Annotated in this window: 13 protein-coding genes and 1 pseudogene; 4 read left to right on the top strand and 10 right to left on the bottom strand. The window is 67.8% G+C overall.

From position 1 onward, the window contains the following. Positions 1–54: 54 nt before the first annotated feature. Positions 55–1,662 carry an MDR family MFS transporter gene (locus OG496_RS32250; RefSeq protein WP_405973423.1) on the bottom strand — a complete coding sequence of 536 codons (1,608 nt, stop codon included), beginning with the start codon at positions 1,660–1,662 and terminating at the stop codon, positions 55–57. Positions 1,663–1,789: 127 nt separating this feature from the next. On the opposite strand from OG496_RS32250, the gene OG496_RS32245 reads away from it, so the two are divergent. Then, on the top strand, positions 1,790–2,386 hold the full coding sequence (locus OG496_RS32245) for a TetR/AcrR family transcriptional regulator (protein ID WP_366497610.1): 597 nt from the start codon (positions 1,790–1,792) through the stop codon (positions 2,384–2,386). 23 nt (positions 2,387–2,409) lie between these two features. Here the strand turns inward: OG496_RS32245 and OG496_RS32240 are convergent, their stop codons facing one another. Beyond that, positions 2,410–2,991, bottom strand: coding sequence for a M23 family metallopeptidase (locus OG496_RS32240; RefSeq protein WP_366497609.1), 582 nt, complete (start codon positions 2,989–2,991; stop codon positions 2,410–2,412). A 457-nt stretch (positions 2,992–3,448) separates the two neighbouring features. On the opposite strand from OG496_RS32240, the gene OG496_RS32235 reads away from it, so the two are divergent. Both OG496_RS32235 and OG496_RS32230 read left to right on the top strand, forming a co-directional pair. Then, positions 3,449–4,060, top strand: coding sequence for an HAD family acid phosphatase (locus OG496_RS32235; RefSeq protein WP_405973422.1), 612 nt, complete (start codon positions 3,449–3,451; stop codon positions 4,058–4,060). Positions 4,061–4,107: 47 nt separating this feature from the next. Next, positions 4,108–4,819: pseudogene (locus OG496_RS32230) on the top strand (ATP-binding protein); the annotation flags it as partial. A 142-nt stretch (positions 4,820–4,961) separates the two neighbouring features. On the opposite strand, the gene OG496_RS32225 reads toward OG496_RS32230, so the two are convergent. Next, the gene (locus OG496_RS32225; protein ID WP_019064247.1) at positions 4,962–7,490 is read right to left on the bottom strand and encodes an ATP-dependent Clp protease ATP-binding subunit; all 2,529 of its coding nucleotides are present in this window, start codon (positions 7,488–7,490) and stop codon (positions 4,962–4,964) included. A 442-nt stretch (positions 7,491–7,932) separates the two neighbouring features. Here OG496_RS32225 and OG496_RS32220 point away from each other — a divergent pair, with 442 nt between their 5' ends. Then, positions 7,933–8,580: an SCO3374 family protein gene (locus OG496_RS32220; protein WP_405973421.1), complete on the top strand. Its 648-nt coding sequence runs from the start codon at positions 7,933–7,935 to the stop codon at positions 8,578–8,580. Here the strand turns inward: OG496_RS32220 and OG496_RS32215 are convergent. From OG496_RS32215 to nadC, 7 genes are all read right to left on the bottom strand, one after another. Next, positions 8,559–8,894: an Lsr2 family protein gene (locus tag OG496_RS32215; protein WP_033286117.1), complete on the bottom strand. Its 336-nt coding sequence runs from the start codon at positions 8,892–8,894 to the stop codon at positions 8,559–8,561. The genes OG496_RS32220 and OG496_RS32215 overlap by 22 nt on opposite strands. A 224-nt stretch (positions 8,895–9,118) precedes the next feature. Continuing rightward, entirely contained in the window at positions 9,119–9,652 is a 534-nt protein-coding gene (locus OG496_RS32210) for an amino-acid N-acetyltransferase (protein WP_019064250.1), read from the bottom strand. A 9-nt stretch (positions 9,653–9,661) separates the two neighbouring features. Beyond that, positions 9,662–10,051: a BlaI/MecI/CopY family transcriptional regulator gene (locus tag OG496_RS32205; protein ID WP_393751662.1), complete on the bottom strand. Its 390-nt coding sequence runs from the start codon at positions 10,049–10,051 to the stop codon at positions 9,662–9,664. A gap of 145 nt (positions 10,052–10,196) precedes the next feature. Beyond that, on the bottom strand, positions 10,197–10,376 hold the full coding sequence (locus tag OG496_RS32200) for a hypothetical protein (RefSeq protein ID WP_033286119.1): 180 nt from the start codon (positions 10,374–10,376) through the stop codon (positions 10,197–10,199). 47 nt (positions 10,377–10,423) lie between these two features. Further along, complete coding sequence (locus OG496_RS32195) at positions 10,424–11,074, bottom strand: hypothetical protein (RefSeq protein ID WP_366497640.1); 651 nt, start codon at positions 11,072–11,074, stop codon at positions 10,424–10,426. Positions 11,075–11,381: 307 nt separating this feature from the next. Beyond that, positions 11,382–12,179: a type III pantothenate kinase gene (locus tag OG496_RS32190; protein ID WP_366497606.1), complete on the bottom strand. Its 798-nt coding sequence runs from the start codon at positions 12,177–12,179 to the stop codon at positions 11,382–11,384. Positions 12,180–12,181: 2 nt separating this feature from the next. Beyond that, positions 12,182–13,159, bottom strand: a complete 978-nt coding sequence (gene nadC / locus OG496_RS32185; protein WP_405973420.1) for a carboxylating nicotinate-nucleotide diphosphorylase — start codon at positions 13,157–13,159, stop codon at positions 12,182–12,184. Positions 13,160–13,161: the final 2 nt, after the last annotated feature.

Raw genomic sequence — 13,161 nt, 5'->3', positions numbered from 1 at the left:
AAGGCCCCCCGGGGCGGACACCAACCGGGGGACCTTCAGCTCACTGTCGGCGGATCAGACGGCCTCGACGATCGACGCCGGCGCCACCGTTTCCGCTTCCTCGCCAGGCTTAGGCGCAGCCGGCCCCGCCCCCTTCAGCGGAACCTCCTTCACGAACACGGCGGCGATCATCGCGACCACAGCGACCACGGCCCCCAGCAGGAACGCGGAGTGGATACCCGCAGACACCGCGTGCTGATACGCCTCCCGCGCCACCGCCGGCAGCTTCGCCAGACTCGCGGCGTTGAGCGTCGCGGACTGCTCGGTCACCTTGGACCCCAGCGCACCCGCCCGCTCGGTCATCACGTCCTGCACCCGGTTGTTGAACAGCGCCCCCATGATGGCGACACCGAACGACGAACCCAGCGTCCGGGACAACGTGCTCGTGGAGGACGCGACGCCCATGTCCTTCATCTGCACGCTGTTCTGCGCGACCAGCATGGTGATCTGCATCAGACAGCCCATGCCGAGCCCGACGACGGCCATGAACACACCGGACATGACCCGGGTCGTATCGGTGTCCATGGTCGAGAGCAGGTACAGGCCGACACCCATCAGAACGCTGCCGACGACCGGGAACACCTTGTACTTACCGGTGTTGGTGGTCACGCGCCCCGCGACCATCGAGGTCACGAGCATCGCGCCGAGCATCGGCAGAAGCAGCAGGCCCGAGTTCGTAGCGGACGCGCCCTGCACGGACTGCTGGTACAGCGGCAGGAACAGCGTCGCCCCGAACATCACGAACCCGGTGATGAAGCCGATGATCGCCATCAGCGTGAAGTTGCGGCTGCGGAAGATGTGCAGCGGTACGACCGGCTCCGCGGCCTTGGTCTGCCAGAACACGAACCCGACGAGCGAGGCCACACCGAGCCCGATCAGTTCCATGATCCGCGCGGACGTCCAGTCGTACTGCGAACCGCCCCACGTGGTGACGAGCACGATCGAGGTGATGCCCACGGTCAGCAGCCCGGCACCCAGGTAGTCGATGCGCGCCTGCGACCGCTTCTTCGGGAGGTGCAGCACGGCACTGATCGCGGCGAGCGCGATGACGCCGAGCGGCAGGTTGATGTAGAAGGACCAGCGCCAGCCCCAGTTGTCGGTGATGGTGCCGCCGACCAGCGGTCCGCCGATCATCGCGAGCGCCATGACGCCGGCCATCATGCCCTGGTACTTGCCCCGCTCACGCGGCGGGATGAGGTCGCCGATGATCGCCATGACGCCGACCATCAGACCACCGGCACCGAGACCCTGGATGGCCCGGAAACCGATCAACTGCCCCATGTCCTGCGCCATACCGCTCAGCGCGGAACCGGCCAGGAAGATCACGATCGAGGTCATGAAGGCGCCCTTGCGCCCGTACATGTCACCGAGCTTGCCCCACAGGGGCGTGGAGCTGGCCGTGGCGAGCGTGTACGCGGTCACGACCCACGACAGGTGCTCAAGACCGCCCAGCTCACCGACGATCGTCGGCATGGCCGTACCCACGATCATGTTGTCGAGCATCGCGAGCATCATCGTGATCATCAGCGCGAGCAGGACGACCCGCACGCTCCTCGGCTGTTTACCGTCCGCGCCCGGCCCGGGCGCCCCTGGCCCGGCCTCGACCGTCTGTGTGTCCGCCATCTTTCCCACTCCCCTTGTACTGCCCCCGGCCGGCTACTTACTTGCCGCCCGGCTAGTTGACTACACTCAGGGAAAGTAGACCCGTAACTAGCCGGGCGTCAAGTAAGTTTGCTGGAGCATGAGACGAATGGGCGGCACCATGGACGGCACCAAGCGGCAGCGTCGCGGAGACACCCGCCAGCGCATCCAGGACGTGGCGCTCGAACTCTTCGCCGAGCAGGGCTACGAGAAGACCTCGCTGCGCGAGATCGCCGAGCACCTGGACGTCACGAAGGCGGCGCTCTACTACCACTTCAAGACCAAGGAAGAGATCCTCGTCGGCATCTTCGAGGACCTGACGAAGCCGATCGAAGACCTGATCGAGTGGGGCCGCGGCCAGCCCCACACCCTGGAGACCAAGCAGGAGATCGTACGGCGCTACGCCGTCGCGCTCGACGGCGCGACCCCGCTGTTCCGCTTCATGCAGGAGAACCAGGCGACTGTACGGGACCTGCGCATCGGCGAGCGCTTCAAGGAGCGGATGCGCGGCCTGCGGGAGATCGTGATCGACCCCGAGGCGAGCCTGGTCGACCAGGTCCGTTCGCTCAGCGCGATCTTCACGCTGCACGCAGGCATGTTCGCCGTGCAGGACCTCGAAGGCGACCCCGAGGACAAGCGCAAGGCCGTCCTGGAGGTCGCCACCGACATGATCACGCAGGCCCACGCGGGCTCGAAGCAGCCGTAAGGGGCGTAGATCCCCAGGCGCTCCTAGACAGAGACACCCTTGCCGCGCAGGAACGCGACCGGGTCTATCGCCGAGCCGTAGTTGGCGGTCGTACGGATCTCGAAGTGCAGGTGGGGGCCGCTGGAGTTGCCGGTGCTGCCGGACAGCGCGATGTGCTGACCGGTGCTGACGACCTGGCCGACCTTCACGTCGATGCGCGAGAGGTGGGCGTACTGGGAGTACGTGCCGTTGCCGTGCTTGATGACGATGGCGTTGCCGTACGCGGCACCGTCGCCCGCGCCGTTGCCGCCGGCCTTGACGACGGTCCCGCCGTGCGCGGCCATGACGTTGGTACCGCTGGCCACGGCGAAGTCCTGCCCGCTGTGGGTGGACTGCCACATGCTGCCGGCCTGGGCGAAGGTCGCGGACAGCGTGTACTTCTTCACCGGGTCGACCCAGGAGGCGGCGACCTTCGCACTGACGGCCTTCGGCGCGACGGTCGAGGAGGCGGCGCTGGCGACCCCGGTACCCAGCACGGCGGTGGCCCCCAGTCCGACGGCCAGGACGGCCACACGGGTGCGGAGCGAAGACGTACGGGAAGAACGGGACGTGGCGCGCTGGAACATCGAAACCTCACGGGGGACGGGGACAGAAAAACCACCCGGCACACAGACGGCCGCCGGATGGCACGTTCATTGGTAACCCCGGACCCCGCGGACCCCCAAACCCCTCTTCTACGACGGAACCTAGTACTTCACCACAAAACTTCACACTTCTTGACAGAGCGCCCGTGCATCCCGATTCAACCCCCTGGAGGGCGAAATCGGTCATTCGGTTCCACGAGCCTCAAGAAAAAAGTCCCTTTTGCCCCGACTGGGCCGCGCGACTATCTCCCCTAGTAGGGCCCGAATCGCCTGTGCGGCTTGTCACCGGCGGGGACGATCACCGACCGCTGAAATGGGGCGCAGACCTCTATACACCTACCGTTCAGTAACCTTACGGTTCCCCTCGCGCCACCCGCGCCCGCGACCATGCCTTCTGCACCGACCTGCAGCGCACAGACGTGAGAGGAACCCCCACCCCATGACGAGACGACGCCCCTGGGCCCGCCGTACCGCCATAGCCGCCGTGACCGCGGCCGCCCTCGCGACGCTGACCGTCCCGGCGGAGGCCGCGACGAGCACCACCTCGGCGGCCGCCACCGTGGACTACGCCACGTGGCAGACCGACTGCCAGACGGTGATGAACCAGGCCCTGCCCTACCTGAAGCAGCGGATCGCGGCCACCAAGCCCGGCGAGAAGCAGGCGATCGTCTTCGACATCGACAACACCACCCTCGAGACCGACTTCGGCTTCAGCTGGCCGCAGCCTGCCAACAAGCCGGTCCTCGCGGTCGCCAAGTACGCCCAGGAGCACGGCGTTTCGCTGTTCTTCGTCACGGCCCGCCCCGGCATCATCTACCTGCCGACCGAGTACAACCTCGAACACGACGGCTACGACGTCCACGGCCTCTACGTACGCGGCCTCCTCGACCTCTTCAAGGACGTCGCCGACTACAAGACGGCCCAGCGCACCGCGATCGAGAGCAAGGGCTACACGATCATCGCGAACATCGGCAACAGCGCCACCGACCTGTCGGGCGGCCACGCCGAGAAGACCTTCAAACTGCCGGACTACGACGGCCAGTTGTCGTAAGCCGTTAGGCTCCGTCCGTTCGCGCGACGACGGGGGTGGGGCGGCGGATGGAGCCCGCGGTACTCGGTGGCAAGCTGGCGTCAGGCCTGATCACACCCTGCTGAAGAAGCTGTTCGTGCCCGACGCCCCCGGTGCCGGCCTGGTCGACAGACCGATCCGCCTGTCGTCTCTCGTCTCCTTCAAGGGCGAGAAACGCACCCTGACGGAGAAGGACGTCCACAAGCTCGCCGACCACCTGGTGGCGCGGGCGGTGGAATCCCCCGGCGAGGCCCCCTTCCCACCCGACGAACAGACCGCCGTGGCCGACGCGTTGGCCCGCCGCCTGCTAGCCCTCGGCGACCTGGACATGGACGATGTCCAGGCCGTACGGCTCGGACACCGGCACCTGGCACGGCAGTTGGATTACGGCGCCGCGGCCCCCGCCGGACTCTCCACCGACGCCCGCTACTTCCTCGGCAACGCCACCGAGTGGGCCTGCAGATCCTGGAGTTCTTCACTCGCAGGTCGACGTTCGTGGCCCGCACGCTGGTGGAACAGACCCGGACGCAAGCCGAACTGATCGCCCGCGTCGACGAGTTGATCGCCCGCAGCCCACGCCCCGGCACCCACGACCGCACCTTCGAACGCCGTTACCTCCCGTACGTCGCCGAGCGCCACAACCACATCACCATCTACGGCATCGACCTCCGCGACTCCCCGGACCGCTGGCCCCTAGAAGTCGCGTACCTGAGCCTGGAAGCGACGGCGACAGAGGAACGTCACCTCTACACCGAAATCTTCCCCACCGCCGAAGTAACCGACGACCGCCTCTGACCCCACCCCCGAACTACGAACAAGCAAAAGGGGCCGGTGCCAAAAGCACCGACCCCTTTCCCAGCCGTAAAACCCAAACCGCTGAGCCTTACGCCTCCTTGCTCAAATTCGGACCCGCGCCACCGGCAGCGGCATCCTCGATCGGCGGCACATCGGGAAGCGCCGACTTCTCCTCACCCCGGAAGGTGAAGGTCTTCGCGTCGCCCTCGCCCTCGACGTCCACGACCACGATGTGACCGGGACGCAGCTCGCCGAAGAGGATCTTCTCCGAGAGCGTGTCCTCGATCTCGCGCTGGATCGTGCGCCGCAGCGGACGCGCGCCCAGGACGGGGTCGTAACCCTTCTTGGAGAGGAGCTCCTTCGCGGCCGAGGAGAGCTCGATGCCCATGTCCCGGTCCTTGAGGCGCTCGTCGACCTTGCCGACCATCAGGTCGACGATCTTGAGGATGTCCTCCTGCGTGAGCTGCGGGAAGACGACGACGTCGTCGACGCGGTTGAGGAACTCGGGGCGGAAGTGCTGCTTGAGCTCGTCCGAGACCTTGTTCTTCATGCGCTCGTAGTTGGACTTCGTGTCACCCGTGGCCGCGAAGCCCAGGTTGAAGCCCTTCGAGATGTCACGGGTTCCAAGGTTGGTCGTCATGATGATGACCGTGTTCTTGAAGTCCACGACCCGGCCCTGGGAGTCGGTCAGGCGACCGTCCTCCAGGATCTGGAGAAGGCTGTTGAAGATGTCCGGGTGGGCCTTCTCGACCTCGTCGAAGAGGACGACCGAGAACGGCTTGCGACGGACCTTCTCCGTGAGCTGGCCGCCCTCTTCGTAGCCCACGTATCCGGGGGGCGAACCGAAGAGCCGCGACACCGTGTGCTTCTCGCTGAACTCCGACATGTCGAGGGAGATCAGCGCGTCCTCGTCACCGAAGAGGAACTCGGCGAGGGCCTTGGACAGCTCGGTCTTACCGACACCGGACGGGCCGGCGAAGATGAACGAACCACCGGGACGCTTCGGGTCCTTGAGGCCCGCACGCGTACGACGGATCGCCTTCGAGAGCGCCTTGACGGCATCCTTCTGGCCGATGACCCGCTTGTGGAGCTCGTCCTCCATGCGGAGGAGCCGGGAGGACTCTTCTTCCGTGAGCTTGAAGACCGGGATGCCGGTGGCGGTCGCGAGGACCTCGGCGATCAGCTCGCCGTCGACCTCGGCGACGACGTCCATGTCGCCGGCCTTCCACTCCTTCTCCCGCTTGGCCTTGGCGGCCAGGAGCTGCTTCTCCTTGTCGCGGAGGGAGGCGGCCTTCTCGAAGTCCTGCGAGTCGATCGCGGACTCCTTGTCGCGGCGGACGCCGGCGATCTTCTCGTCGAACTCGCGCAGATCCGGCGGCGCGGTCATCCGGCGGATGCGCATCCGGGAACCGGCCTCGTCGATCAGGTCGATCGCCTTGTCCGGCAGGAAGCGGTCCGAGATGTACCGGTCGGCCAGCGTGGCGGCCTGCACGAGGGCCTCGTCCGTGATGGAGACACGGTGGTGCGCCTCGTACCGGTCGCGCAGACCCTTGAGGATCTCGATGGTGTGCGGCAGGGACGGCTCGGCGACCTGGATGGGCTGGAAGCGGCGCTCAAGGGCCGCGTCCTTCTCCAGGTGCTTGCGGTACTCGTCCAGCGTCGTCGCACCGATGGTCTGCAGCTCACCGCGGGCCAGCATCGGCTTCAGGATCGAAGCGGCGTCGATGGCGCCCTCGGCGGCACCCGCACCGACCAGCGTGTGCAGCTCGTCGATGAACAGGATGATGTCGCCGCGGGTGCGGATCTCCTTGAGGACCTTCTTCAGGCGCTCCTCGAAGTCACCGCGGTAGCGGGAGCCGGCGACCAGCGCGCCGAGGTCCAGGGTGTAGAGGTGCTTGTCCTTGAGGGTCTCGGGCACCTCGCCCTTGACGATGGCCTGCGCGAGACCCTCGACGACGGCGGTCTTGCCGACGCCGGGCTCACCGATCAGGACCGGGTTGTTCTTCGTACGGCGGGACAGCACCTGCATGACCCGCTCGATCTCCTTCTCGCGCCCGATGACCGGGTCGAGCTTGGACTCACGAGCGGCCTGGGTGAGGTTCCGGCCGAACTGGTCGAGGACCAGGGACGTCGAGGGGGTGCCCTCCGCAGGGCCGCCGGCGGTGGCGGTCTCCTTGCCCTGGTAACCGGAGAGCAGCTGGATCACCTGCTGCCGCACACGGTTGAGATCAGCGCCCAGCTTGACCAGGACCTGGGCGGCGACGCCCTCGCCCTCACGGATCAGGCCGAGCAGGATGTGCTCCGTGCCGATGTAGTTGTGGCCCAGCTGAAGGGCCTCGCGGAGCGAGAGCTCCAGGACCTTCTTGGCTCGGGGAGTGAAGGGGATGTGACCGGACGGCGCCTGCTGGCCCTGTCCGATGATCTCCTCCACCTGCTGGCGGACCGCCTCAAGCGAAATGCCGAGGCTCTCCAGGGCCTTTGCGGCGACACCCTCACCCTCGTGGATCAGGCCCAGGAGGATGTGCTCGGTGCCGATGTAGTTGTGGTTGAGCATCCGGGCTTCTTCCTGAGCCAGGACGACAACCCGCCGCGCGCGGTCGGTGAACCTCTCGAACATCGTTAATCGCTCCTCAGAGCGGTCAGGCAGTAAGGGGACGCTCCCCTCCCTGTCCTTCCGCAGCTTAGTCCCGCAAGCGGGGACCGCTCATTCCAACTGCCGACACCGGACCGAGAACCAACACTGCCTCCTGAACCCGAACGCCGACATCTGCTCCAACCTGATGGTGCGAGACGATGTTCCCGCAGGCCAGGCAGTTACCCTCACCATGAGTACGCCGATGGCGAACGTGAGACGCCCTTTTCTGCGTGTCGCCCCCTCCCACTAGGGATTGTCTTACCCGTACGGACTGACACTCCATGCCGTTCGCACCGGTTCCCTCCGCTACGGGCGAACAACCTTGCGCCGCGCCGCACCCCCGAACGCCCCCGTTTCCCGTACCCAGCGCATTCGTTGGACCACCCAGCGTAACTCCCGGCCCGCTTCGGCGGTTGCTCTTGGCATGGTTCGCACAGTCCCCCCTCTCGGCACGGTCCCGCTCCCCCGCCGCCCGCTCGATCCGGACGACCGGCAGCGGAACTGGTACGAGAACGAACTGGAGTGGCGCACGGTGCCCGGAGAGCCGCTACGGCTCGTCACGGGCCTGCGTTTCGACGTCCTGGACGTGCCGGTCGAGGCCGGCGCCGCGGCGCTGTGGCGGCTGGGCCCGGACTCTCCGGTGGCCGTACGGGGCGACCGGATGCGGCTGCTGGTGGCCGCGGGCAGCGCGGAGGAACTACCGGGGCTGCTGGACTGGCTGGAGTGGGGCGCTCTGGCGCCAGCGCTGGATCTGGTGGCGCTGGGCGCGGACGGGCACATGGAGGCGCCGTCGTTCCCCGGGGCGAGGCCCGCAGGGGGACCGCTGCCGGGCTCGGGGATCGCAAAGGCGCAACCGCTCCCCGCGGGCAGTTCGCGTCCCTTGCAGGGGGCCGCCGTATGGCTGCGACCCCCCGAGCCGGGGTGCGAGGTCGAGGCCTCGCTGCCGACAATGCCGGCCGTGGGGGGCGTTGGGCACGCCCCTGATCTCGTACGACTTGTGGACACGGTGGCCACACAGTGCCACCGGGTACGGCTGCGGCGCTCGTGCGCTCAGCCGTTGGCCTTCTCGTAGGCCTCGCGAATGGCCGCGGGAACTCGGCCGCGGTCGTTCACGTCGTGGCCGTTCTCCTTGGCCCACGCGCGAATCTGCGCGGTGTCCTGGCTGCCGCCCGTTGCGGCGCGCGCCTTTCCGCGACCGCCCGAAGCACGGCCACCGGTACGGCGCCCGCCCTTCACGTAAGCGTCGAGAAGTCCACGGAGCTTGTCCGCATTCGCGGTGGTGAGATCGATCTCGTACGTCTTGCCGTCCAGCGCGAACGTCACCGTCTCGTCCGCCTCGCCGCCGTCGAGGTCATCGACAAGAAGGACCTGAACCTTCTGTGCCACCGGATTTCCTTTCATCGATTACTTGCGGGCCTGGGGTCTGCGGCGTCCGCCGTTTCGCCGTCCCCTGTTATATGCAGTACTGCAGTACGTCGGAAAGCAAACCGCTTTTGCTGGAAAAACACAAACCCCTGGGAGAGACCGAGTGACCTCCCTCGCCCAGAAAGATGCGCGTTTCGGACATAGGGAACCTGGGCAGGGCGACCCGGCCGAATTGGGGGCCGCGATCACAGATGCAGAAGCATCCGACTGTTGCCCAAGGTGTTCGGTTTCACTCGTTCGAGACCGAGGAACTCCGCCACGCCCTCGTCATAGGAACGCAACAGCTCCGCGTAGACATCGGTGTCAACAGGTGTCTCACCGATCTCCACGAAGCCGTGCTTCGAGAAGAAGTCCACTTCGAAGGTGAGACAGAAAACGCGACGAACGCCTAGCCAGCGAGCCGTGTGCAGCAACTTCTCCAGCAACTGATGGCCCACACCGGCGCCCTTCAAGCCGGGCTTCACCGCGAGAGTGCGGACTTCCGCGAGGTCTTCCCACATGACATGCAGTGCCCCGCAGCCGACGACCTCGGCGTTGTCGTCCCGTTCGGCGACCCAGAACTCCTGGATGTCCTCGTAAAGAGTCACCGTCGCTTTGTCGAGCAGGATGCGACCGCGGACGTAGGCGTCAAGGAGTCGGCGCACCGCCTCGACATCGCCGGTCCGGGCCCGCCGGACGGTGATGGCTTTCGCGGTGACTTCGGGGTGCTCTGCTGACATGAGCGGACGCTATCGCCCGCCGCCCGAGGGCGCGGAGCCGGGGTTCTGGACGCCATCCGCGGGTTCGGGTGTTTCCGGTCCCTGGACGATGCGTACGGCGCTGCGGAGGGCCTCACGCTGTTCGTCGCTCATCATCCCGAAGAAGGCGACGAGAGCAGCCGCAGGGTTGTCGCTCTGGGACCAGGCGTCGTTCATCAGGGCGGCGGAGTAGGCGGCTCGTGTGGAGACCGCCTCATATCGATAGGCCCGGCCTTCCGCCTCACGACGCACCCAGCCCTTCTGATGGAGATTGTCCAAAACGGTCATCACCGTGGTGTACGCGATGGACCGTTCCCGCTGAAGGTCTTCCAGGACTTCTCGAACGGTCACCGGGCGGTTCCACTTCCACACCCGCGTCATGACCGAGTCTTCGAGTTCTCCCAATGGGCGAGGCACAGCTCAGAACCATAGTGGAAAAGGAACAAAAAGGGCGTACGACTCGGAAAGCACGCGTGCGCGTGGCAGGAGTCGTACGCCCTTGAAGGCGCCGCGGAAAACGGAGGGTTCAGGCGTCGGCGGCCGAAGAGGCCTGGCGGGCGCTCTCCGCGCGCGCGATGGCGGCGTCGACGGCCGCGTCCTCCTTGGCCTTCATGGCCCCGCCCTGGGTCTTCACGATGACCCGGATCAGTCCGATGAAGAACACGGCCATGACGACCGGGGGCACGAGCGCGGAGACATAGTCCATGCCCCCAGAGTAGCCACGTGCCCCAAGGAGGACGGGGCGGGGTCGGTTCAGCCGGCGGCGAGTTGCTGCGACGGGTTCGCGGGAGGTGGTGCCGGTTTGCGCCGGGGGAAGACCTCACCGGGGGTGGGGATGGGCCGGGACGGCTTCGGCGCCGCGGGCGCGGGCGTCGGCGCGGGCCGCTCCACGGGCTTGCGTACGGGCTCCTTGGCGTCCTCCCCGGCCGGTTCGCCGCCGGCTGCGCGAAAGCCGCCGGAGAGGCCTCCAGGGAGCGCCAGGAGGCGGGTGCGCGAGGCGGGGACGGTCGGGGCGGCGGTCCTGGCGGTCGTACGACGGGCCAGGCGCGCGCGTACGTCCTGTTCGGCGAGGGTGAGGCAGCGGTCCAGGAGGGCGGCTGCGGAGGGGTTCCCGCGCAGCGCTCTCAGCGCGGAGAGGTCGTCGACGTCCGGGCGGTACCCGGCGCCGAGCGCCTCCTCCAGGAGGGTGAGGTAGCCGGCGGTGGTGCCGGGCAGGGCGGCGCGGTACCGGGCGAGGTCGGCGACCAGGAAGGCGCGCAGTCGGACTCCCTCGCGTACCGCCTCGTCGAGCGATTCGGCGAGCCGGAGACAGTCCTGGACGTCCTCGGCCGAGGCGGCTTTGGGCTGAAGGGCGAGGGCGAGAGCGCGACGGAGCACACGCAGCTCCTCCGCACCGAACGCCATGCCGCCGCGGGATCCGTATGGCGTGGGCATGCGGCGACGATACGCGCTAATCAGACAAATTCGACATAGGGGGCGGGTGTGGCGTGGGTATTTCGCCCGGGGGCGGGTGACGGTGGCACTGCACGCGGGCCCGCGTGAGCGAAGGAAAGCGGAGCGTCGGCCGCCCCGTGCGACGGCTCCGTCCCGCGCACAGCAGCCGCCGTCAGCACGCCGGAAGCCCCGGGACGCAAGCAGCACCTGCGCCTCGTAGGCACGCGCCTGAGCGACACCGGCGGGGGCGGGGTACCGCCCGCACCCCGGCGCCGGGTCACATCCGGGACACGTTCCGCTCGTAGACCAGCCGCAGGCCGATCAGGGTCAGCCAGGGCTCGTGCTCGTCGATGACCGAGGCCTCGCCCAGGACCATCGGGGCGAGGCCGCCGGTCGCGATGACGGTGACGTCGTCCGGGTCGTCGGCCAGTTCCTTGGCCATGCGGGTGACGACGCCGTCGACCTGGCCGGCGAAGCCGTAGACGATGCCCGACTGCATCGCCTCGACGGTGTTCTTGCCGATCACGCTCCGCGGCCTGGCCACCTCGATCTTGCGTAGCTGGGCGCCCTTCACACCGAGGGCCTCGACCGAGATCTCGATCCCGGGGGCGATGACACCGCCGATGTACTCCCCGCGCGCGGAGACCGCGTCGAACGTGGTCGCCGTACCGAAGTCGACGACGATCGCCGGACCGCCGTAAAGCTCGACCGCGGCGACCGCGTTGATGATGCGGTCCGCGCCGACCTCCTTGGGGTTGTCGGTGAGGATCGGGACGCCGGTCTTGACGCCCGGTTCGACGAGGACGGCGGGCACGTCGCCGTAGTAGCGGCGGGTGACCTCGCGCAGTTCGTGCAGGACGGACGGGACGGTGGCGCAGATCGCGATGCCGTCGATGCCGTCGCCCAGCTCCTCTCCGAGGAGCGGGTGCATGCCCATAAGTCCCTGGAGGAGGACGGCGAGTTCGTCGGCGGTGCGGCGCGCGTCCGTGGAGATGCGCCAGTGCTCGATGATCTCCTCGCCGTCGAACAGACCGAGGACGGTGTGCGTGTTGCCCACGTCGATCGTGAGGAGCATGACTACTGCGCCTCACGGAGGTCGAGGCCGATGTCCAGGATCGGCGCGGAGTGGGTCAGGGCGCCTACGGCGAGGTAGTCCACCCCGGTGTCGGCGTACTCCTTGGCGTTGTCCAGGATGAGCCGTCCCGAAGCCTCCAGGGCGGCGCGGCCCGCGACGATACCGACGGCCTCCGCGCACTCCTCGGGCGTGAAGTTGTCCAGCAGGATCAGGTCGGCGCCCGCGTCCAGGACGTCGCGGAGCTGGTGCAGGGTGTCGACCTCGACCTCGATCGCCACGTCCGGGAAGGCCTCCCGTACGGCCTTGAAGGCCTGGGCGACGCCGCCCGCGGCGACCACGTGGTTGTCCTTGACGAGGGCCGCGTCAGAGAGGGACATGCGGTGGTTGACGCCACCGCCGCAGCGGACCGCGTACTTCTCCAGGGAACGCAGTCCCGGCGTCGTCTTGCGGGTGTCGCGGACCTTCGTCCTCGTGCCCTCCAGGACGTCGGCCCACGCGCGCGTGGCGGTCGCGATGCCGGAGAGGCGGCACAGGAGGTTGAGCGCGCTGCGCTCGGCGGTCAGCAGGTCACGCGTGCGCGTGGTGACCGACAGGAGCTTCTGTCCGGCCTCCACGTGGTCGCCGTCCTCGACGTGCCGCTCGACCTCGAACTCGTCGGTGCAGACCACGGAGACCACCGCTTCGGCGACCCGCAGGCCCGCCACGACACCGGCCTCGCGCGCGGTGAAGTCGGCGGTGGCGACGGCCTCTTCGGGGATCGTCGCGACGGTCGTCACGTCGACGCCGCCGGCCAGGTCCTCCTGGATGGCGACGTTGGCGATGTCCTCGACCTCCAGGGGGTCGAGTCCGGCGTCGGCCAGGAGTTCGGCGAGCGCGGGATCAAGGCCGCACTCCATGTACTCGGCATCTTCGCCCGCGCCGCAGGCACAGCCGTCGCCGCAGCCGCCGCTGTCGGCGAGGGGAAGGTCGTGGGTGCTCACTT

The organism is Streptomyces sp. NBC_00988, from assembly GCF_045162645.1.
Classification (GTDB): Bacteria; Actinomycetota; Actinomycetes; order Streptomycetales; family Streptomycetaceae; genus Streptomyces.
The sequence above is the reverse complement of the archived record's forward strand: the minus strand, read 5'-3'. Positions and strand labels throughout refer to the sequence as shown.